The following is a 19,821-nucleotide window of genomic DNA, read 5'->3' as shown; positions in this document are numbered from 1 at the left end:
CCGCGCTGACCAGGGAAAGGCCGCTATTTTTTCGGTCGATATTTTTCCGGTAGCGCCGGCACCGGCCGCCTGTCGTCCAGCAGATGGCGAATAGTGAGGATCGGGTGGCGCCAGAGCATCCGCGGCCCGGCCCAGCGCATAATCTGCTTCATCTCTTCGCGCTTCGCCGGCTGGTAGCAGTGCACCGGACACTGCTTGCAGGCCGGTTTATTCTCGCCAAACACACACTTATCAAGGCGCTTGTCGGCGTAGACGTTCAGCGCCTGATAGTGATCATTATTGGCCAGCGCCTCGGGACAGCGCCGCTGGTAGAGGGCAATCATCCGCTGAATCGTCAGTTTTTCCCGTTCGATGCGTTTACCCACTATCAAATTCCTTCCCACAAAAAAAGATGCATAAATAATACACCTTTAAATAAGACCTCGCAGCTCATTTCCCCTGGCGATTATGTCGGGTTAGCTGGTTTATCCACATGCCCCAACGCTTTATCCGGGAAGCAGACATCGCGCACCCGGCGTTTCAGCTCGGCCGCATCCGGAAAACCGCCATCCTGCTTGCGCTCCCAGATCTGCTGGCCGTCGATATCGATCGTGAAGATCCCGCCGGTCCCCGGCACCAGCGTCACCGAGGCGATATCGGTGCTGAAGGTATGTAACAGCTCCTGCGCCATCCAGCTGGCGCGCAGCATCCAGTTGCACTGGGAACAGTAGATGATGGTGATGGCCGCTTTTGAGTTCATCGTCGTCTCGCTAAGTCTGAAAGGGCAAATTGTAAACAAAGTGCAGTTTAAATGAAAAACACATGATTATTTTGTTGCAAACGATAATACCTATCATTACCATTCGCAATCAACAAATGGAGTAAGACCCCATCCGCAACGGAAAAGACGGAGCAACCTGCAACTCTGGAAGTAACGCGTGAGCCGATACTAATAACGATCAAGGCGTGGCGACTATGTACAAATCGACTCCGTCAGCAGCATGGTGTAAAAAACGCCTGCTGGTGACCTCTTTGCTTGCAGCAATTTATCAGACTTCTGCCATCGCAGCAGACACTTCCGCCGTTAGCGGCGAGGCGGTGGATGACACCTCGGAACAAATGACCGTCACCGCCCCCGCACCGGTGCAGAAAGCCGGTAGCGAACACAGCATCAGCGCCCAGGAGCTGGAGGATAAAGGCGCTAACGATTTTGGCTCTATCATGCGCTATGAGCCGCTCATCAGCGCCACCGGGGCCAGCGGCGGCTCCGGCAACGGCAAAAGCGGCTTCGACCGCGGAGGCTACACCGGCTACAACATCCGCGGCATGGAGAGCAACCGCGTCGGCATCGACGTGGACGGTATAGCCCAACCCAACGCCACCGGCCGCGGCTACGTCGGCCGCGCCGGGCTCAACACCTTCGGCATCGGCCGCGATTATATCGACCCGTATATGTACGGCAGCGTGGATATCCAGTCCGGCGCCACCTCGACGGAAACGGCCAACAGCGCTATCGGGGGGAATGTCTCCTTCCGCCCGAAATCGGCGGATGATTACCTGCGCCCGGGCAAGACCAGCGCCTTCGGCTACCGCAGCGGTTACGACTCTGCGGATCGCAGCTGGCACAACGGGGTGACCGTCGCCGGCGGCGATGAGTTCCTGCGCGGCATTTTGGTCTACAGCCGCCGTGACGGTCAGGAAACCGAAAACAACAGCGGCACCGTCGACGCCTACCCGGCGAACTGGCACTCCGATGCTTTTCTGGCCTCCGGGATCTGGCAGCCTAACGATGAACACAAACTGACCAGCACCTTCGACTATTACCATAAAACCAACCACACCCACTACGATACCTGGGACTCCAGCGGCAACAGCACCATCGGCACCGCCAACCAGACCAGCCAGACCCGGCGCTGGGGCCTGAGCCTGAAGGATGACTGGACGCCGATGAACGACTACCTCGACAGCGTCTCCACGAAAATCTACTACCAGCATACCGAAGCCCATGACTGGACTTATATGCCGGACAGCGTCACCCGCAGAATGCAGACGGTGAACTCCAACTATGACACCGACACCTGGGGCCTGCAGACCGCGCTGGCGAAAACCCTGGGCCGCCACGATCTGAGCGCCGGCTTCAACGCCAGCACGACCAAAACTCAGCGGCCGTTTAGCCAGTCGCCGATCCCCAGCGTTTACAGCGAGATCATGCAGCCGGAGGCAGACAGCCGCAGCTACACTCTCGGCGGCTTTGTCCAGGATAAGATCAACTTCGACCTTGATAGCCACAACTTCGCCATTATTCCCGGCGTGCGCGTGGTGCATCAATCGACTAAGCCGGAAAATCTGTCCGACCTTGCCGCCAACAGCAGCGTGCTGAGCGAATCGTCGGTGGCGAATCTGTACGGCAAAAACAGCGATACCCAGGTCCTGCCATCATTGACCTTCCAGTACGACCTCACCCCACGCCTGATGACCTACCTGCAGTACCAGCGCGGCGCGCAGTTCCCCAACGCCAGCCAGCTGTATGGCTCCTGGAACCTCGGCTCCAGCTACGCCGGTAGCCAACAGTATGCCCTGATCGGCAATACCGATCTGAAGACGGAAACCAGCGATAATCTCGAGTGGGGGCTGAAGGGCGAAGTCACCGAAGGCATCACCGTGCGCACGGCGCTGTTCTACAACAGCTATAAGAACTTTATCGCCTATACCCGCTATACCCGCGCCAATAATCCGGGCCAGTTCACGAATGTGCCGTCGAACATCTACACCATTTATCAGGCGGAAAACCGCGATAAAGCCTATATCTACGGCGGTGAGATCAGCACCAAATTTAACTTTGGCACCTGGTTTGAGCAGGTGAACGGCCTGAGCACCACCCTCGCCCTCGGCTATAGCGAAGGGAAATCGAAATCCAGCTACAGCGGTGATAAATACGTCGACCTCGACAGCGTGGCGCCGATGAAAGCCATCGTCGGCGTGGCATGGGACGATCCGGCGAAACGCTACGGCACCGCCCTGACGGCGACCTTTGTCAAAGGGAAACAGGCGACCACCACCAACCGCGAAAGCTACAGCAACAGCGGGTCCGCCATCACCGATGCCAGCAGCGACTATATGCGCGTGCCGGGCTACGGCATGCTGGACTGGACCGCGTACTGGCAGGTGGCAAAAAACGTGCGCCTCAATGGCGGGGTCTACAACCTCACCGATCGTAAATACTGGGATTACCTGAGCAGCCGCAATATCGAGACCGGCACCAACCAGGACGCCAACGATAAAGCGCTGGCGGTGATGCCGGGCCGCACCTGGCAGCTGGGCGTCAACGTCGACTTCTGATTGCCCGAATAATAACGCACCTGCCCCCGGCCCACCGGCCGGGGATATTCATCGTCGAGAAGGATATGATTATGCCAAATGCACACCCCGACCTGTGGCAGCGCTACCAGGCCACCAAAGCGGGCAGTACCGCTAAATATGCCCGCGATATCGCCGCGGAAATGGGGATCAGCGAAGCCGAGCTGACCGCCGCCCGCCTCGGCCACGATGCCGTGCGCCTGAGCGATGACGCCCGGGCGCTGATTGCCGCCCTGGAGCGCGTCGGCGAAACCAAATGCATCTGCCGCAACGAGTATGCCGTGCATGAGCAGGTGGGCCAGTTCACGCACCAGCACCTCAGCGGCCACGCCGGGCTGGTGCTGAACCCGCGCGCGCTCGATCTGCGCCTGTTCCTCAGCCAGTGGGCCAGCGCCTTCCATCTGAACGATAATGGTCGTCAGAGCATCCAGTTTTTCGACCACCATGGCGACGCCCTGCTGAAAGTCTATGCGACCACGCAGACCGACATGGCGGCCTGGGACACCCTGATCGAGGAACATCGGGTGGCGGCGCCGGCACCGCTGGCCCTGCGCCCGCTGGAGCCGGTGAAATATGCCGACACCGCCGACGGTGCCGCGCTGGAGAACGACTGGCGCGCGATGACCGACGTTCACCAGTTCTTTGGTCTGCTGCGTAAATATCAGCTTTCCCGCCAGCAGGCCTTCCATCTGGTGAGCGACGACCTCGCCTGCCGCGTGGATCGCCATGCGCTACCGTCGCTGCTGGAGACGGTGCGCCAGGAGGGCAATGAAATCATGATCTTCGTCGGCAATCGCGGCTGCGTGCAGATCTTCACCGGCGCCCTGGAAAAGCTGGCCCCCATGCGCGGCTGGCTAAATATCTTCAATACCACTTTTACCCTGCATCTGCGCGAAGAGAGCCTCGATGAAGTGTGGGTGACCCGCAAGCCGACCTCGGACGGACACGTCACCAGCGTCGAACTGTTCGCCAAAGACGGCACCCAGATTGCCCAGCTCTATGGCCAGCGCAGCGAGGGCCACCCCGAGCAGGCGCAATGGCGCCAGCAGGTAGATCGTCTGACCCATGAAGGACTGCCCGCATGATGCGCTGGTTACTGCTCTTCATCGCTTTCCCGCTGCTGAGCCACGCTGCCGTTGAGCGGCTCGTCACCCTCGGCGGAGATGTCACTGAGATCGTCTATGCCCTTGACGCGGAACAGAGCCTGGTGGCGCGGGACAGCACCAGCAGCTGGCCCCCGGCGGCGCAAAAGCTGCCGGACGTCGGCTACCTGCGGCAGCTGAACGCCGAGGGGATCCTCGCGTTACGCCCGCAGCTGGTGTTAGCGAGCGCCCAGGCGCAGCCCTCGCTGGTCTTACACAAAGTACAGGAGAGCGGGGTAAAGGTGGTTAACGTACCGGGCGGCGAAAGTCTGTCCGCGATCGATAACAAAGTGGCCGTCATTGCCGAAGCGTTAGGCAAAACGACGGCGGGCGACGCGCTGCGCCAGCAGCTTCAGCAGCAGATCGCCGCCATTCCAACGCAGCCGGTTGCTAAGCGGGTGCTGTTTATTCTCAGCCATGGCGGAATGAATACCCTGGTGGCCGGACAGCACACCGCGGCCGATGGCGCCATTCGCGCCGCCGGGCTGCAGAACGCGATGCAGGGCTTCGACCACTATCGCGCCATGTCGCAGGAAGGCGTCGCCGCCAGCCAGGCGGATCTGGTGGTGATCTCCGCCGATGGTCTCAAAGGGATGGGCGGTGAAGCCGGGCTGTGGAAACTGCCCGGCCTGGCACAGACCCCGGCGGGGCGTCATAAACAGCTGCTGACGATCGACGATATGGCCCTGCTCGGCTTCGGGCCGCGCACACCGCAGGCGATAATCGCGCTGCGAAACAAAGCGGAGCAGTTGCCCTGATGCGCCCTGCCCTCGCCCGCCGTTTGCTGTTGATGACGCTGCTGCTGGTCTCCCTGACGCTGTTTGCCACCACCCTCGGCGCTATGCGCTTGCCGCTGGTCAACCTGCTGCCTTCCGGGGATGAGATGCTGCGCCACATCTGGCTGAGTATCCGTCTGCCGCGGGTGCTGCTGGCCCTGCTGGTGGGCGCGGCGCTGGCCCTCTCCGGTTGCGTGATGCAGGGGCTGTTTCGCAACCCGCTTGCCGACCCGGGCCTGCTGGGCATCAGCAGCGGCGCCGCGCTGGCGGTGGCCAGCTGGCTGGTGCTTCCGTTCTCCGCTACGGGGCTGATCGCCCTGTACATGCCGATGCTGGCGGCGTTTATTGGCAGCCTGGCGGTGATGGTGGTGATTTTCATCCTCAGCCGGGCGGAGGAGGGTTCGCTGTCGCGCCTGCTGCTGGTGGGGATCGCCATCAACGCGCTGTGCGGCGCGCTGGTCGGCGTCCTGTCCTGGCTGAGCAATGACGCCCAGCTGCGCCAGCTGTCGCTGTGGGGAATGGGCAGTCTGGGGCAGGCCGAATGGCCGACGCTGCTGGTGGTCGCAACCTTGATTATCCCGGCGGCGCTGGCGGTGTGGTGGATGGCGTCCCGCCTCAATCTGCTGCAGCTTGGCGATGAAGAGGCACACTATCTCGGGGTCAACGTGCAGGCGCTACAGCGCTGGCTGCTGCTGTGCAGCGCGGTGCTGGTGGCCGCCGCGGTGGCCATCAGCGGAGTCATCGGCTTTATCGGCCTGGTGGTGCCGCACCTGATGCGCCTGTGGCTGGGACCGGACCATCGCGGACTGATCCCCGGCTCGCTGCTGGCCGGCGCGATCCTGCTTCTGCTGGCCGACACCCTGGCCCGCACCGTGGCGGCGCCGGCGGAGATACCGGTCGGTCTGCTCACCAGCCTGCTGGGCGCCCCCTGGTTTCTGTGGCTGGTCTTTTGTCGGGAGAACCAGGCATGAATAACGAATACTGCGCGCAGGGGCTGGCGCTTCGCCTCGGCCAGCGGCAGATCATCGACAACGTCTCCGTCACACTGCGCGGCGGCGAGATGATGGCGCTTATCGGGCCGAACGGCGCCGGGAAATCCACTCTGCTGCGGCTGTTGACCGGCTATCTGACCCCGGACAGCGGCACCCGCCGCCTTGCAGGCAAGCCGCTGGAGGCCTGGTCCCCCGAGGCGCTGTCGCGCCGGCGGGCGGTCATGCTGCAGCGAACGGCCCTGCAGGCCGACTGGACGGTGGAAACGGTCATTGCCATGGGACGCTCACCGTGGGGCGCGACGGCGGATCCGGCGGTGCTGGCGGCGGTGATGGCCGTCACCGGCTGCGATGGCCTTGCCGGTCGCCGCTATCCCGGCCTCTCCGGTGGCGAGCAGCAGCGGGTGCAGCTGGCCCGCTGTCTGGCGCAGCTGTGGCGCGACGGCGCGCCGCAGGGCTGGCTGTTTCTCGATGAGCCTACCTCGGCGCTGGATCTTTACTATCAGCAGCACCTGCTGCGTTTGCTCAAACGGCTCACCGCCGGCGGGCAACTGCACGTCTGCGTGGTGCTGCATGACCTTAACCTCGCCGCCCTGTGGGCCGACCGCATTCTGCTGCTCCACCAGGGAAATCTCGTCGCCCAAGGCACGCCGCAGGAGGTGATCCAGCAGCCGGTTATCCATCGCTGGTACGGGGCGGATGTCCGCCTCGGCCATCATCCGGACAACGCGGCCCCCCAGGTTTATCTGGCGCCGTAATCCCCGCGCGGCGCAACTGGAATCCGGATCGCGCCGCGCTTACGCTTTCTGGCAATAATTGCCTGCATTATATTATTGAGGGTCATTTATATTTAAAATCTATACCAATGGCGTAATAACCCAATGAAATATTTACGACAGCTATTTTTAAATATAAACCATCATTACAGAGAAGATATTTCCCGTATTAATCCAAAAACGACACATTGATTATTTACTGCGCTTAATCAACTCGATACACTGTTTTCTTACTAATGATAATAGAGGGAAGAAGAAGCATGGCTATTCCAGGTAATATGCGGATATACGACGACGGTGGGGCACTAATCAAAGGTGGTTGTGATGTTGCAGACAGGGAGTTCAGCATCGAATTTAAAGGGTTTCATCACAATCTCTCCATTCCCACTGATAATGCCACTGGCAAGCCTACCGGCACTCGTCAGCACTCACCAATGATCATCGTTAAAGAATTCGACTATTCCAGTCCATACCTCTACAAAGCAGTAGCTACTGGTCAGAACCTGAAATCTGCTGAAATCAAATGGTATAAAATCAGCGATGCAGGTCAAGAAGTGGAATACTTCAATATGCTACTTGAAGGCGTCCGAATCGTATCAATATCTCCTACAATGGCTTCCCCAGAAGACAAGAACAACAACCATCTTGAATCTGTCGAACTTAGATATGAGAAGATCACCTGGAAACATTGTGACGGAAATATAATTTTCACCGATGCCTGGAATGAAAGACAAACAGCATAATAGATGAGCAAATGGATACGACAGAAGAACTAAATGGAACCTATTTCTATCACGGACAATCCAATCTTTCGGCTGGTGAACTTTTTGATGTCATTTTTCTTGAACAATTTTGTGACGAACTTGGCATTGGTATTGAATCTGGTGCCGCTATCCTCGCCGGGCAACCTTGGCTAAAAACCAGAACAAAGCCAGGAGAGGCAATAAAAGGAACAAGTGTTGTTTCTAAATATGGAAGGATGCTTCTGAGAAATGCAAAAACTCCATTTGGTATTAGGGTTCCTACACCCGTTGGTGTAAGAATGAGAAAAACGAATAGTCTTGCTGCTGTTATCGCCCGTTATGTTCCGTGGTTAGGTTGGATAGGACTTGTAAACTCAATTTATCAAGTTTCAAGAAAAACTCAGGAAAAATACAACCTAATAGCTCGCCCCAAAGACCGTATACAATGGACATCCTTTTAATGAAAAGCATTCAAGATCAGGTTTTAGACTTGTTTAAAGATGAGATCTCAACCCGTTTAGATAAAAATTGGAAAGAAATCCCATTGGAACTTGATTATGACTTATTTGATGCTCCCGGCGACGATCTGCATGACGCTTTAAATAAATTTGAACAAAAATTTAATGTTGATCTTTCCAGTGTTAAATGGTCGTGTTATTTCCCTTGGGAGAATACTCCAATGCTAACTCGGTGGTTTAAAGTAAAACGAGAAGATGTAGAAAAAACGCGTAAACCTTTAACTATCAAAATGTTTGCCGAATCAGCAAAAGCAGGTAAATGGCTTTACGACTAGCAACCACAAGCCGTTGGTCGTAACGAGGTCTGCGGCCAGAAGGCAGAACAACATCGACGGCGAACGTAATGTATGAAGACGATCGCGTGGCGGCGGTTCAATTACTGTGACGGTACCCCGCCCCCTCTGCAACTGGAATCCGGATCGCGCCGCGCGCTTTCGTCGGTTTCCCTCACCTGCCCATCTCCGTTATTATGTCTCATCCATGTGATAACGACGACAACTACAAAATCGCAGCCATTTCAAATCAGGGATCTGGATAACACCCCATGAGCACAATTGACAATCTCGACGCCCACACGCCCATGATGCAGCAGTATCTCAAGCTGAAGGCGCAACATCCTGACATTCTACTGTTTTACCGGATGGGGGATTTTTACGAGCTATTTTATGACGATGCGAAACGCGCGTCACAGCTGCTCGATATCTCGCTGACCAAGCGCGGTGCCTCCGCGGGCGAACCTATTCCGATGGCCGGCATCCCCCACCACGCCGTGGAGAACTACCTCGCCAAACTGGTCAATCAGGGCGAGTCGGTGGCCATTTGCGAGCAGATTGGCGACCCGGCCACCACCAAGGGACCGGTCGAGCGTAAAGTGGTGCGTATCGTTACGCCGGGCACCATCAGCGATGAAGCGCTGCTGCAGGAGCGCCAGGACAACCTGCTGGCCGCTATCTGGCAGGACAGCAAAGGCTTTGGCTACGCGACGCTGGATATCAGCTCCGGGCGCTTTCGCCTGAGTGAACCGGCCGACCGTGAAACCATGGCGGCAGAGCTGCAGCGTACTAATCCGGCGGAACTGCTGTATGCGGAAGATTTTGCCGAATCGTCGCTGATCGAGGGCCGCCGCGGTCTGCGCCGTCGCCCGCTGTGGGAATTTGAAATCGACACCGCGCGCCAGCAGCTTAACCTGCAGTTCGGCACCCGCGATCTGGTCGGCTTCGGCGTGGAAAACGCCCCACGCGGCCTGTGCGCCGCCGGCTGCCTGCTGCAGTATGTCAAAGACACTCAGCGCACCTCGCTGCCGCACATCCGTTCCATCACCATGGAACGCCAGCAGGACAGCATCATTATGGATGCCGCCACCCGCCGTAACCTCGAGATCACCCAGAATCTGGCCGGCGGCACCGACAACACCCTGGCCTCGGTACTCGACTGTACGGTGACGCCGATGGGCAGCCGGATGCTCAAGCGCTGGCTGCATATGCCGGTCCGCGATACCGCCGTGCTGGTGGAGCGCCAGCAGACCATCGGCGCACTGCAGGAGCGCTATACCGAGCTGCAGCCGGTGCTGCGCCAGGTCGGCGATCTGGAACGTATTCTGGCGCGTCTGGCGCTGCGTACCGCCCGTCCACGCGATTTAGCCCGCATGCGTCATGCCCTGCAGCAGTTGCCGCTGCTGCGTGAGCTGCTGGCCGACGTTGACCGTCAGCCGGTGCAAAAATTGCGCGAGAAAATGGGCGAGTTCACCGAACTGCGCGAACTGCTGGAGCGCGCGGTGATTGACGCGCCGCCGGTGCTGGTCCGTGACGGCGGAGTCATCGCCCCGGGCTATAGCGAAGAGCTGGACGAGTGGCGTGCGCTGGCCGATGGCGCCACCGATTATCTCGATAAACTGGAGATCCGCGAGCGCGAGCGGCTGGGCCTCGATACCCTGAAAGTCGGCTACAACGCCGTCCACGGCTACTACATCCAGATCAGCCGCGGCCAGAGCCACCTCGCGCCGATCCACTACGTGCGCCGCCAGACGCTGAAGAACGCCGAACGCTACATTATTCCTGAGCTGAAGGAATACGAAGATAAGGTGCTGACCTCCAAGGGCAAAGCGCTGGCACTGGAAAAACAGCTTTATGACGAACTGTTCGACCTGCTGCTGCCGCATCTCGCCGACCTGCAAACCAGCGCCAGCGCGCTGGCCGAGCTGGACGTGCTGGTCAACCTGGCGGAGCGCGCGGAAACCCTGAACTACTGCTGCCCGACCTTTAGCGATAAGCCAGGTATTCGCATCAGCGAAGGCCGCCATCCGGTGGTCGAGCAGGTGCTGAAAGAGCCGTTTATCGCCAACCCGCTGCAGCTAGCGCCGCAGCGGCGGATGCTGATCATCACCGGGCCAAACATGGGCGGTAAAAGTACCTATATGCGCCAGACCGCGCTGATTGCGCTGCTGGCCTATATCGGCAGCTACGTCCCGGCGCAGAAGGTGGAGATCGGACCCATCGATCGCATCTTTACCCGCGTCGGCGCGGCGGATGACCTGGCCAGCGGCCGCTCGACCTTTATGGTGGAGATGACGGAAACCGCCAATATTCTGCACAACGCCACCGAACACAGCCTGGTGCTGATGGATGAGATTGGCCGCGGCACGTCCACCTACGACGGGCTATCGCTGGCGTGGGCCTGTGCGGAAAATCTGGCCAACAAAATCAAGGCGCTGACGCTGTTCGCCACCCACTACTTCGAGCTCACTCAGCTGCCGGAGAAAATGGAAGGCGTCGCCAACGTCCACCTCGACGCGCTGGAGCACGGCGATACCATCGCCTTTATGCACAGCGTGCAGGATGGCGCGGCCAGCAAGAGCTATGGCCTGGCGGTCGCCGCGCTGGCCGGGGTGCCGAAAGAGGTGATCAAGCGCGCGCGGCAGAAACTGCGCGAGCTGGAGAGCATCTCGCCCAACGCGGCGGCGACCCAGGTCGACGGCACGCAGATGTCGCTGCTCGCCGCCCCGGAAGAGACCTCGCCTGCGGTTGAGGCGCTGGAGAATCTTGATCCGGACTCCCTGACCCCGCGTCAGGCGCTGGAGTGGATCTACCGTCTGAAAAGCCTGGTTTAGCCACCCATTAAGGTGAAAAACGGCAGCGCCGCTCAGCGCTGCCGTTTTAGCAAACAAAAAATGGGTGCAAGAGGATGCGTCCTGACAACCCATACGCGGGGTTACCCCCGCGCGGATGCTACTTCTTCGATTCGTAAGCGAGAACAGCTTTAAACTCAATATTACGCTCTTTAATACTCAGCTCGCATAGTGAGCTGTGCACCAACAGCGTAAATCCCAGTACCGTAATACAGAGTACGATGATTGCCACAAGGGCATATTTTGTCAGCATATCTTGCCTCCCTGCAAAGAAGAGACTAACATCTGAATTGTCTGTGTTCATTCGCTAGCCTCAGTTGATAGAAATATCTCCTGGGGCTTTCGTCTGTCTGGGGTCCTGGTCATGCTCAAGGCCAGACAGCCTCAAGCACCCGCCGCTATTCTATACTCGTCAGGGCGTGAAATTTATCTGCAAGGCATTAATCAGACGGATTTTATAATAATCTGGAAGCAGGCTCGCAAAGTCATCCCAGCATATTAACCCTTCACGTAATTTTTTAATTTAATGAAAAAATAGCTTTCATAATTGTACTAAATATAAAAAAGGCCCGACTTAGCGGGCCCGTTTTATTAACGCTTATCTTCCGGCAATAACGGCGGTACGTGTGGTACCTGCGGCGCCTCATCAATATCTTTCTGCGTCATCCGGAACGCTTCCGGATAGTGTTCGCGGCTGGTGCGGCGCAGCGGCTCGGTATTTCGCCAGGTGTAAAGACAGTGCTGGCACTGATACACGGTCCAGACCCCTTTCACCGGCGACGTCGCCATCACTTCAATCTTTTCATCGGCGCAACGTGGACAAATCATCTTTTTCTCCTTATTTACGGTTGGCCAGCATAGCGGTCAGTTTTTCAGCCCAGGCTTTGGTTTCCGGCAGATCCTGCACCGGCTGGCTGTAGTGGCCGCGAAGGTCCGGCGCAACCGGGGTGGTGGCGTCGATAATCAGTTTGTCGGTGATGCCCGCCGGGCTGGAGCCTGGGTCAAGTTCAAGGACCGACATGTTCGGCAACTGCACCAGGTCACCCGCCGGGTTAACCTTCGAGGAGAGCGCCCACATCACCTGCGGCAGGTTGAACGGGTCAACGTCTTCATCAACCATGATCACCATCTTCACATAGCCGAGGCCGTGCGGAGTGGTCATCGCCCGCAGGCCCACCGCGCGGGCAAAACCGCCATAGCGTTTTTTGGTGGAGATGATCGCCAGCAGACCATGGGTGTACATGGCGTTGACCGCCTGCACTTCCGGAAACTCGGCCTTCAGCTGCTGATACAGCGGCACACAGGTCGCCGGCCCCATCAGATAGTCAATTTCGGTCCACGGCATACCGAGATAGAGCGATTCAAAAATCGGTTTGCTGCGATACGAGACTTTGTCGATACGCACTACCGTCATGTTACGACCACCGGAGTAGTGACCGGTAAACTCACCGAACGGCCCCTCGATCTCACGCTTACGCCCTTCAATGACCCCTTCGAGGATCACTTCCGACCCCCAGGGTACATCAAAGCCGGTCAGCGGCGCGGTGGCGATGGGATACGGGCTCTCGCGCAGCGCGCCAGCCATTTCATATTCCGACTGATCGTATTTCAGCGGCGTGGCGCCCATCAGGGTAATAATCGGGTCGTTACCGAGGGTGATGGCAATCGGCAGATCTTCCCCACGCTCTTCCGCTTTATGCAGATGCAGCGCGATATCATGCATCGGCACCGGCTGCAGGCCGAGCTTGCGCTTACCTTTCACTTCCATGCGGTAGATACCGACGTTTTGCTTACCGAAGTTGTCAGGATCAAGCGGGTCGCGTGATACGACACAGGCTTTGTCGAGGTAGAAACCGCCGTCACCATCGTTGAGGCGGAACAGCGGCAGAATATCGAACAGGTTGATATCGTCGCCATCAACGGTGTTTTCCGCCCACGCCGGGTTGGCGCGGCGCTCTGGCGTCACCGGGAATTTATCCCAGCGGCGAATGAATTCATCAATCTGCTTTTTCACCGGCGTGTTAGGCGGCAGGCCCAGCGAGATGGCATGGTTCTGCCACGAACCGATGGTGTTCATCGTCACGCGGGCGTCAGTAAAGCCACGAATATTATCGAACCACAGTGCCGGGGCGCCGTCGCCGATGCGTCCGGTAGCATTGGCGGCCGCCGCCAGATCGGGCTCGGCGTTTACCTCTTCACTGATTTTTAGCAGTTGTCCCTGGTCATCCAGCGCCTGCAAAAAGCTGCGCAAATCATCAAAAGCCATTATTCGATCTCCTGTGCAAATTGTTCTGCCGTGCGTAAGCCGCTCCAGCGGCGCGCTTTGTGATAGTCGAGGCCAAACTGATCCAGCACCCGAGTCACAATATGATTGGTGATATCGTCAACCGTCTCCGGGTGGTTGTAGTAAGCTGGCATCGGCGGCACCATCGCCACGCCCATGCGCGACAGCGCCAGCATGTTCTCCAGATGGATCGTGCTGAGCGGCATTTCCCGCGGGACCAGCACCAGCTTGCGCCCCTCTTTGAGCACCACGTCCGCCGCGCGGCCCACCAGCCCTTCGGCATAGCCCGCGCGAATGCCTGCCAGCGTTTTCATACTGCAGGGAATAACGATCATGCCGTCGGTACGAAATGAACCGGATGAAATGGTGGCGGCCTGGTCAGCCGGGCTGTGGGAAAAGTCCGCCAGCGCGGCCACTTCGCGCGCTGTCCAGGGCGTTTCCAGCTCGATGGTGGTTTTGGCCCACTTCGACATCACCAGGTGGGTTTCCACCTCCGGCATATCACGTAGCGCCTGCAGCAATGCCACCCCAAGCGGAGCCCCGGTGGCCCCCGTCATCCCAATAATCAGTTTCATTCCAGACCTCATTCATTTTGTTCGTACACGAACTTTATATTTAAATTACCCTCTCCGGACGGCGATGACAAGATCGTTCGTATACGTGCGCATTTTTAATCAAAAACGCAGAAAGGGTATAAAATGGCGTACGAACGGCTATCATAGAGGTGACAGTTTTGTTACGGAGTATTCATGGAGTTACGAAACGAAGCATTTCACCTGCTGCGCCAGCTTTTTCAACAACATACCGCCCGCTGGCAGCAAGCGTTACCGGATCTGACTAAACCTCAGTACGCGGTGATGCGCTCGGTAGCGGAGCAGCCGGGTATCGAGCAGGTCGTGCTGATTGAAGCGGCGGTCAGTACCAAGGCCACGCTGGCGGAGATGCTCAGCCGGATGGAGGCGCGCGGCCTGGTGCGCCGTGAGCACGATCCCGCCGATAAACGCCGCCGTTTTGTCTATCTGACCGAACAAGGCGAGGCGTTGCTTAATCGTTCGATTCCGCAGGGCAATGAGATCGATGACGAGTTTCTCGGCCGCCTGAGCGATGACGAACGCGAACAGTTCTCCCGGCTGGTGCGCAAAATGATGGCGCCCTGAGCGGTCAATTAAACGACCTTCTCACGCAGGAAATCGATAAACGCCCGCACCCGGGTCGGCATATGCTGCGCATCGGGATAAAGGGCATACACGCCTTGCTGTGGGAAATGGTATTCCGGCAGGAGCGGCACCAGCTCCCGCTGCGCCACTTTTTTGGCTACCAGCCATGCCGGCAGCAAGGCGATGCCGCACCCGGCCAGAGCAAAGCTCATCAGCGCCGTAGCGCTGTCGGCTGAAAAGCGCGGCGCGCTGGCAATGGCGAAATCCACCTCTGTCTGTTGATCCGTTCGCAGCTGCCAGCGCAGCGGCGCCGACAGACGCTCATGAATAATCCAGTCGGCTTGCGCCAGATCGGACAGCGTCTGCACCGGATGGCTTGCCAGCCAGGCCGGAGAGGCGACGGGCAGGATCGCGAAACTGGCTATCCGCGTCGCCCGGTAGCGGGAATCGGCCAGCGTACCGAGGCGTATCGCCACATCAAATCGTTCTGAAATGAGGTCCGCATGATGGGAGGACGAAACGTGGCGCACCCGCAGCGCCGGGTGACGACGGGCAAACGCGGCCAGCGCCGGAATGATGACCTGCGCGCCATACTCCGGCGTGGTGGTGATCCGCAGCTCTCCACTTAAGCCGGTATGGCTGGCCCGCACCTCATCCTGCAGATTTTCCGCCGCTTTCAGCAGCGCCACCCCGCGCTGATAGAACAGCGCCCCGGCGTCGGTGAGGCGCAGACGACGCGTTGAGCGCAGCAGCAGGGTCACCCCCAGTTCATTTTCCAGCTGCCGTACGTTAAAACTGACCACCGCCTTGGTCTGCCCCAGCGCCGCAGCGGCCAGGGTGAAGCTGCCGGCATCCACCACGGCGATAAACATGGTCACACGCTGAAGATTAAGCATTGTCGTCCGGATGATTGTCAAAAATATTCAGACAGTATATCCCGATTCACCCCATTTATCCCCCGCAGAACCGGGTTTACAGTAGCCGCCTGTCTGAGGGAGTGAACCATGACCTATCGCCACCGCGTTGCCACCGTTTTTCTGTTCGGCTTTTTTCTCGATTTAATCAATATGTTTATCGCCAGCATCGCCTTCCCGGCCATCAGCCGCGCGCTGACGGTTTCCGTCTCTCAGCTGGCGTGGGTCAGCAATGCTTATATTCTCGGTCTGACGGTCGTCGTACCGTTCAGTGCCTGGCTTAGTCAGCGCTGGGGGGCGAAACGACTGTTTTTACTCTCGCTGGGGCTGTTCAGCCTCGGCGCGCTGGCGGCAGGGCTTGCCAGCAGTCTCGGCGAGCTGATTTTCTGGCGGACGCTGCAGGGGATGGGCGGCGGGCTGTTAATCCCCCTTGGCCAGGCATTGACGTGGCCGCTGTTTCAGCCGCATGAGCGGGCGAAACTGTCGGCGGCGGTGATGCTGGTCGGCCTGCTGGCACCAGCCTGCTCGCCGGCAATCGGCGGCCTGTTAGTCCAGGCCTTCAGCTGGCGCTGGGTCTTTTTCGCCAGCCTGCCTGTGGCTCTGCTAACCTTTGTGCTGGCGGTGCGATGGCTGAACGACAGCCCCGGCCCGGTTCGCCCAACTCGCTTTCTTCCGCTGTCGTTGCTGGCCGATCCTCTGCTGCGCTTCGCGATGCTGATCTACCTCTGCGTACCGGGGATGTTTATTGGCGTCAACGTGGTCGGGATGTTCTACCTGCAACGCGTCACCGGGATGGCGCCGGGGGCCATCGGTGCCCTGATGGTGCCCTGGTCGCTGGCCTCGTTCGCCGCCATCACGTTTACCGGCAGGTATTTCAACCGCTTCGGGCCACGACCGCTGGTGATGGTTGGCTGCTTGCTACAGGCGGCGGGGATCCTGCTGCTGCTGAAGATCGATGCGCACAGCCCGCTGGCGCTGTTGATTCTGGCCTTTACGCTGATGGGCGGCGGAGGCAGCTTATGCAGCAGCACCGCGCAAAGCAGCGCCTTCCTGCATACGCCTGCCGAAGAGATGCCTGACGCCAGCGCGCTGTGGAATCTGAACCGCCAGCTCAGCTTCTTTGCCGGCAGCGCGCTGCTCGCCCTGCTGCTGAGGGGATTTCCGCCGGCCTACGCCTGGCAAATCGTGTTTATTAGCGCCGCCGCCATCACCCTGTTGCCGCTGCTGTTTTGCCTGCGGCTGAATAATCAGGCGATTATCCATCGCCTGCACACCACTCTGGAGAAGTCATGAACCCTTATCTGCAGGAAGTCCTCGACGCCCATGTCCTTATCGAACGCTGGTTAAGCCAGGGGGAAGGAAGCGCTGAGGCACTGATGACACGTTTTGCCGCCGAATTCACCATGATCCCTCCGGGCGGCGAGAAGATGGACTACCCGGCGGTGAGCCGTTTTTTCCACCATGCGGGCGCAACCCGTCCGGGATTACACATCGTGGTGGACCAGGCGAAAATCATTAGCGAGTGGCACGACGGCGCCGCAGTGCTATACCGTGAAAGCCAAACGCTGGCGGATGGCAGTGAGAACGTACGCTGGTCGACGGCGATTTTTCAGCAAGCGGAAGGGAAAATTATCTGGCGTCATCTGCAGGAAACCCGCCTCGGCTAGCGCAAAGAAAAAGGCCCCGACTGTCGAGGGGGCCTTTTTGAGAGAAAAGATCTTATTCGCGGAAGAGCGCTTCGATATTCAGCCCCTGCCCCTGCAGAATTTCCCGCAGGCGACGCAGACCTTCCACCTGGATCTGCCGCACACGCTCGCGGGTGAGGCCAATTTCACGGCCCACATCTTCCAGCGTGGCTGCTTCATAACCCAGCAGACCGAAACGACGCGCCAGAACTTCACGCTGCTTGGCGTTCAGTTCGAACAGCCATTTGACGATGCTTTGCTTCATATCATCGTCCTGCGTGGTGTCTTCCGGGCCGTTCTCTTTCTCATCGGCCAGAATATCCAGCAGCGCTTTTTCTGAATCGCCACCCAGCGGAGTATCCACGGAGGTGATGCGCTCGTTCAGACGCAGCATACGGCTGACGTCATCGACCGGTTTGTCCAGCTGTTCGGCAATCTCTTCCGCACTCGGCTCGTGGTCCAGCTTATGGGACAACTCGCGCGCGGTACGCAGATAGACGTTCAGCTCTTTAACAATGTGGATCGGCAAACGGATCGTACGGGTTTGGTTCATGATCGCCCGTTCAATGGTCTGGCGGATCCACCAGGTCGCATAAGTCGAAAAACGGAACCCACGTTCCGGGTCAAACTTCTCAACGGCGCGGATCAGGCCGAGGTTACCTTCTTCAATCAGATCCAGCAGCGCCAGACCACGATTGCTGTAACGACGGGCAATCTTCACCACCAGACGCAGGTTGCTTTCAATCATGCGACGGCGTGAAGCGACATCACCACGCAGTGCGCGACGCGCGAAATAGACTTCCTCTTCCGCGGTCAGCAGTGGGGAATAACCAATCTCTCCAAGATAAAGCTGAGTGGCGTCAAGTACGCGTTGTGTTGCGCCTTGCGACAGTAGCTCTTCCTCAGCCAGATCGCTATCACTGGGTTCCTCTTCTACTAAGGCCTTCTCGTCGAAAACCTCAATTCCGTTCTCATCAAATTCCGCGTCTTCATTTAAATCATGAACTTTCAGCGTATTCTGACTCATAAAGGTGGCTCCTACCCGTGATCCCTGAGCAAAGCACCTTCCACGGCACATCAACAAACGACGCCTGGACGATTTCCCCTGCCCTCTCTGCGAGAGTAGCGTAGACACCGCCCTGGCGCCTGTTAGCTGATGCTTCGCTTATCCGTACTTTGCCAAATTATCGCTGCGGTAAGTACTGCAGCGGGTTGACGGATTTCCCCTTGTAACGAATTTCAAAATGTAATCTTGTTGAGCTGGTTCCGGTGCTACCCATGGTAGCGATTTTCTGCCCCGCTTTGACTTCCTGTTGCTCCCGAACCAGCATGGTATCGTTATGAGCGTAGGCACTCAGGTAATCATCGTTGTGTTTGATGATAATAAGATTACCGTAGCCGCGCAGTGCGTTACCGGCATAGACGACGCGCCCATCGGCGGTCGCGACAATAGCCTGTCCCTTACTGCCTGCAATGTCGATACCTTTATTGCCGCCTTCCGCGCCGCTAAAGTTCTCGATAACCTTGCCATCAGTCGGCCAGCGCCATGATGAGATCGGCGAACTGGTTGACGTACTGCTTGCAGTCGGCTGGGTTGTGCTCACCGTTGTTGGTGCCGTCACCGGCGCGACAACCGTTGTGGTCGTGGTCGCGGGTTTATTATTAGGCAACATCTTGGTAGCACTCTGTTCACCTGAAGATTCAGAATACGTAATAGTCGGTTGTGAAGCAACCACCGCGGTCGATTTTTGTGCAGAAGTTGTGGTGGCTGTCGCACCGCCGCTCGCCCTTGCGCTGGCCTGAGAAACGGCGTTTTCACCGGTGATCGGCTGGCCTGAGGCGTTGCCGACCTGCAGCACCTGACCCACGTTCAGCGCGTAAGGGGCCGGGACATTGTTGCGTTGCGCCAGGTCGCGGAAATCGTTGCCGGTGACCCACGCGATATAGAACAGCGTGTCTCCCCGTCTTACCGTATAGGTACTGCCGCCGGTATAGCTACCTTTCGGAATATCGCCATATTTGCGGTTGTAAACGATCTTACCGTTCACCGTCTGCACCGGCTCCTGCGCCATCGGCGTCGGCTGAATGGTTTGGGTCTGTACCGGCTGGATCGGCTGCGCCTGAGGAGCAGACTTGACGCCGGAGGATGGCGGCGTAATCAGCATGCCGGAGTTGGTGCTGGAAGAGGCGGCACCGCCGGCAGAGCTAACCGGCGCTGGCGGATTATTGGTGTTGGTACACCCGGCCAGCCAGAGTGAAACCAGTGAAAGAGCCGCAATACGGCTGACGGTAAATTTGGTGCTTCCCGCGCTCATTTATCCCCCAGGAATATGTTAACTGCCAATATCTTGCTTACCGGGCGGCGCCCGGCCAGGAC

The 19,821-nt window shown here is 58.3% G+C and carries 21 protein-coding genes; 12 read left to right on the top strand and 9 right to left on the bottom strand.

Translation table 11 applies throughout. From position 1 onward, the window contains the following. Positions 1 to 23: 23 nt before the first annotated feature. Both CWM61_RS13040 and CWM61_RS13035 read right to left on the bottom strand, forming a co-directional pair. On the bottom strand, positions 24 to 368 hold the full coding sequence (locus CWM61_RS13040; RefSeq protein WP_168432539.1) for a nitrous oxide-stimulated promoter family protein: 345 nt from the start codon (positions 366 to 368) through the stop codon (positions 24 to 26). Positions 369 to 445: 77 nt separating this feature from the next. Then, positions 446 to 739, bottom strand: coding sequence for a SelT/SelW/SelH family protein (locus CWM61_RS13035; protein WP_100631356.1), 294 nt, complete (start codon positions 737 to 739; stop codon positions 446 to 448). 215 nt (positions 740 to 954) lie between these two features. Between CWM61_RS13035 and CWM61_RS13030 the strand changes: the two genes are divergently transcribed. The 9 genes from CWM61_RS13030 to mutS all read left to right on the top strand — a co-directional run bounded on the left by CWM61_RS13030 (position 955) and on the right by mutS (position 11,386). After that, positions 955 to 3,318 carry a TonB-dependent receptor domain-containing protein gene (locus CWM61_RS13030; protein ID WP_100631355.1) on the top strand — a complete coding sequence of 788 codons (2,364 nt, stop codon included), beginning with the start codon at positions 955 to 957 and terminating at the stop codon, positions 3,316 to 3,318. Positions 3,319 to 3,389: 71 nt separating this feature from the next. Continuing rightward, a complete protein-coding gene (locus tag CWM61_RS13025) occupies positions 3,390 to 4,421 on the top strand; it encodes a hemin-degrading factor (RefSeq protein ID WP_100631354.1) in 1,032 nt (343 codons plus the stop codon). Beyond that, positions 4,418 to 5,236, top strand: coding sequence for a heme/hemin ABC transporter substrate-binding protein (locus CWM61_RS13020; RefSeq protein WP_100631353.1), 819 nt, complete (start codon positions 4,418 to 4,420; stop codon positions 5,234 to 5,236). The genes CWM61_RS13025 and CWM61_RS13020 overlap by 4 nt, the downstream gene beginning before the upstream one ends. After that, a complete protein-coding gene (locus CWM61_RS13015; protein WP_100631352.1) occupies positions 5,236 to 6,225 on the top strand; it encodes a FecCD family ABC transporter permease in 990 nt (329 codons plus the stop codon). The genes CWM61_RS13020 and CWM61_RS13015 overlap by 1 nt, the downstream gene beginning before the upstream one ends. Further along, positions 6,222 to 7,001 (top strand): heme ABC transporter ATP-binding protein, encoded by a 780-nt coding sequence (locus CWM61_RS13010; RefSeq protein ID WP_100631351.1) that lies wholly within the window; start codon positions 6,222 to 6,224, stop codon positions 6,999 to 7,001. The genes CWM61_RS13015 and CWM61_RS13010 overlap by 4 nt, the downstream gene beginning before the upstream one ends. Before the next feature lie 278 nt (positions 7,002 to 7,279). Further along, positions 7,280 to 7,762 carry an Hcp family type VI secretion system effector gene (locus tag CWM61_RS13005; protein WP_100631350.1) on the top strand — a complete coding sequence of 161 codons (483 nt, stop codon included), beginning with the start codon at positions 7,280 to 7,282 and terminating at the stop codon, positions 7,760 to 7,762. Between the two features lie 11 nt (positions 7,763 to 7,773). Further along, entirely contained in the window at positions 7,774 to 8,223 is a 450-nt protein-coding gene (locus CWM61_RS13000) for an STM2901 family protein (protein ID WP_004188736.1), read from the top strand. Beyond that, a complete protein-coding gene (locus CWM61_RS12995; protein ID WP_008806210.1) occupies positions 8,208 to 8,555 on the top strand; it encodes a DUF1493 family protein in 348 nt (115 codons plus the stop codon). Before CWM61_RS13000 ends, CWM61_RS12995 begins: the two co-directional genes overlap by 16 nt. 269 nt (positions 8,556 to 8,824) lie before the next feature. Continuing rightward, the gene (gene mutS / locus CWM61_RS12990) at positions 8,825 to 11,386 is read left to right on the top strand and encodes a DNA mismatch repair protein MutS (protein WP_012967342.1); all 2,562 of its coding nucleotides are present in this window, start codon (positions 8,825 to 8,827) and stop codon (positions 11,384 to 11,386) included. Between the two features lie 118 nt (positions 11,387 to 11,504). Here mutS and CWM61_RS12985 read toward each other — a convergent pair whose 3' ends face one another. The 4 genes from CWM61_RS12985 to CWM61_RS12965 form a co-directional block, all read right to left on the bottom strand. Next, positions 11,505 to 11,657 (bottom strand): Hok/Gef family protein, encoded by a 153-nt coding sequence (locus tag CWM61_RS12985; protein ID WP_002915097.1) that lies wholly within the window; start codon positions 11,655 to 11,657, stop codon positions 11,505 to 11,507. 338 nt (positions 11,658 to 11,995) lie between these two features. Further along, positions 11,996 to 12,232 (bottom strand): non-oxidative hydroxyarylic acid decarboxylases subunit D, encoded by a 237-nt coding sequence (locus CWM61_RS12975; protein ID WP_061153527.1) that lies wholly within the window; start codon positions 12,230 to 12,232, stop codon positions 11,996 to 11,998. Between the two features lie 10 nt (positions 12,233 to 12,242). Further along, complete coding sequence (locus CWM61_RS12970; protein WP_100631349.1) at positions 12,243 to 13,670, bottom strand: non-oxidative hydroxyarylic acid decarboxylases subunit C; 1,428 nt, start codon at positions 13,668 to 13,670, stop codon at positions 12,243 to 12,245. Then, positions 13,670 to 14,263 carry a non-oxidative hydroxyarylic acid decarboxylases subunit B gene (locus CWM61_RS12965; RefSeq protein ID WP_074387748.1) on the bottom strand — a complete coding sequence of 198 codons (594 nt, stop codon included), beginning with the start codon at positions 14,261 to 14,263 and terminating at the stop codon, positions 13,670 to 13,672. Before CWM61_RS12965 ends, CWM61_RS12970 begins: the two co-directional genes overlap by 1 nt. Before the next feature lie 174 nt (positions 14,264 to 14,437). On the opposite strand from CWM61_RS12965, the gene CWM61_RS12960 reads away from it, so the two are divergent. Next, entirely contained in the window at positions 14,438 to 14,845 is a 408-nt protein-coding gene (locus CWM61_RS12960; RefSeq protein ID WP_061153525.1) for a MarR family winged helix-turn-helix transcriptional regulator, read from the top strand. A gap of 8 nt (positions 14,846 to 14,853) precedes the next feature. Here CWM61_RS12960 and CWM61_RS12955 read toward each other — a convergent pair whose 3' ends face one another. After that, positions 14,854 to 15,741 carry a LysR family transcriptional regulator gene (locus CWM61_RS12955; RefSeq protein ID WP_074387747.1) on the bottom strand — a complete coding sequence of 296 codons (888 nt, stop codon included), beginning with the start codon at positions 15,739 to 15,741 and terminating at the stop codon, positions 14,854 to 14,856. 108 nt (positions 15,742 to 15,849) lie between these two features. On the opposite strand from CWM61_RS12955, the gene CWM61_RS12950 reads away from it, so the two are divergent. Then, positions 15,850 to 17,052, top strand: a complete 1,203-nt coding sequence (locus CWM61_RS12950; RefSeq protein WP_100631348.1) for an MFS transporter — start codon at positions 15,850 to 15,852, stop codon at positions 17,050 to 17,052. Continuing rightward, positions 17,049 to 17,426, top strand: coding sequence for a DUF4440 domain-containing protein (locus CWM61_RS12945; protein ID WP_100631347.1), 378 nt, complete (start codon positions 17,049 to 17,051; stop codon positions 17,424 to 17,426). Before CWM61_RS12950 ends, CWM61_RS12945 begins: the two co-directional genes overlap by 4 nt. Positions 17,427 to 17,478: 52 nt before the next feature. On the opposite strand, the gene rpoS is transcribed toward CWM61_RS12945, so the two are convergent. Next, the gene (rpoS, locus tag CWM61_RS12940) at positions 17,479 to 18,471 is read right to left on the bottom strand and encodes an RNA polymerase sigma factor RpoS (RefSeq protein ID WP_002915106.1); all 993 of its coding nucleotides are present in this window, start codon (positions 18,469 to 18,471) and stop codon (positions 17,479 to 17,481) included. 157 nt (positions 18,472 to 18,628) lie between these two features. After that, the gene (gene nlpD, locus CWM61_RS12935) at positions 18,629 to 19,759 is read right to left on the bottom strand and encodes a murein hydrolase activator NlpD (RefSeq protein WP_074387744.1); all 1,131 of its coding nucleotides are present in this window, start codon (positions 19,757 to 19,759) and stop codon (positions 18,629 to 18,631) included. Between the last annotated feature and the right edge of the window lie 62 nt (positions 19,760 to 19,821).

It is taken from the genome of Klebsiella sp. K-Nf6, from assembly GCF_002806655.1.
GTDB lineage: Bacteria > Pseudomonadota > Gammaproteobacteria > Enterobacterales > Enterobacteriaceae > Klebsiella > Klebsiella variicola.
Note: the sequence above shows the minus strand (reverse complement) of the source record. Positions and strands in the feature narration are given on the sequence as shown.

Coding starts and splice junctions, on each gene's coding strand:
- CWM61_RS13035 (WP_100631356.1), bottom strand. CDS start 739: ATGAACTCAAAAGCGGCCATCACCATCATCTACTGTTCCCAGTGCAAC.
- CWM61_RS13030 (WP_100631355.1), top strand. CDS start 955: ATGTACAAATCGACTCCGTCAGCAGCATGGTGTAAAAAACGCCTGCTG.
- CWM61_RS13025 (WP_100631354.1), top strand. CDS start 3,390: ATGCCAAATGCACACCCCGACCTGTGGCAGCGCTACCAGGCCACCAAA.
- CWM61_RS13020 (WP_100631353.1), top strand. CDS start 4,418: ATGATGCGCTGGTTACTGCTCTTCATCGCTTTCCCGCTGCTGAGCCAC.
- CWM61_RS13015 (WP_100631352.1), top strand. CDS start 5,236: ATGCGCCCTGCCCTCGCCCGCCGTTTGCTGTTGATGACGCTGCTGCTG.
- CWM61_RS13010 (WP_100631351.1), top strand. CDS start 6,222: ATGAATAACGAATACTGCGCGCAGGGGCTGGCGCTTCGCCTCGGCCAG.
- CWM61_RS13005 (WP_100631350.1), top strand. CDS start 7,280: ATGGCTATTCCAGGTAATATGCGGATATACGACGACGGTGGGGCACTA.
- CWM61_RS13000 (WP_004188736.1), top strand. CDS start 7,774: ATGGATACGACAGAAGAACTAAATGGAACCTATTTCTATCACGGACAA.
- CWM61_RS12995 (WP_008806210.1), top strand. CDS start 8,208: ATGGACATCCTTTTAATGAAAAGCATTCAAGATCAGGTTTTAGACTTG.
- mutS (WP_012967342.1), top strand. CDS start 8,825: ATGAGCACAATTGACAATCTCGACGCCCACACGCCCATGATGCAGCAG.
- CWM61_RS12985 (WP_002915097.1), bottom strand. CDS start 11,657: ATGCTGACAAAATATGCCCTTGTGGCAATCATCGTACTCTGTATTACG.
- CWM61_RS12975 (WP_061153527.1), bottom strand. CDS start 12,232: ATGATTTGTCCACGTTGCGCCGATGAAAAGATTGAAGTGATGGCGACG.
- CWM61_RS12970 (WP_100631349.1), bottom strand. CDS start 13,670: ATGGCTTTTGATGATTTGCGCAGCTTTTTGCAGGCGCTGGATGACCAG.
- CWM61_RS12965 (WP_074387748.1), bottom strand. CDS start 14,263: ATGAAACTGATTATTGGGATGACGGGGGCCACCGGGGCTCCGCTTGGG.
- CWM61_RS12960 (WP_061153525.1), top strand. CDS start 14,438: ATGGAGTTACGAAACGAAGCATTTCACCTGCTGCGCCAGCTTTTTCAA.
- CWM61_RS12955 (WP_074387747.1), bottom strand. CDS start 15,741: ATGCTTAATCTTCAGCGTGTGACCATGTTTATCGCCGTGGTGGATGCC.
- CWM61_RS12950 (WP_100631348.1), top strand. CDS start 15,850: ATGACCTATCGCCACCGCGTTGCCACCGTTTTTCTGTTCGGCTTTTTT.
- CWM61_RS12945 (WP_100631347.1), top strand. CDS start 17,049: ATGAACCCTTATCTGCAGGAAGTCCTCGACGCCCATGTCCTTATCGAA.
- rpoS (WP_002915106.1), bottom strand. CDS start 18,471: ATGAGTCAGAATACGCTGAAAGTTCATGATTTAAATGAAGACGCGGAA.
- nlpD (WP_074387744.1), bottom strand. CDS start 19,759: ATGAGCGCGGGAAGCACCAAATTTACCGTCAGCCGTATTGCGGCTCTT.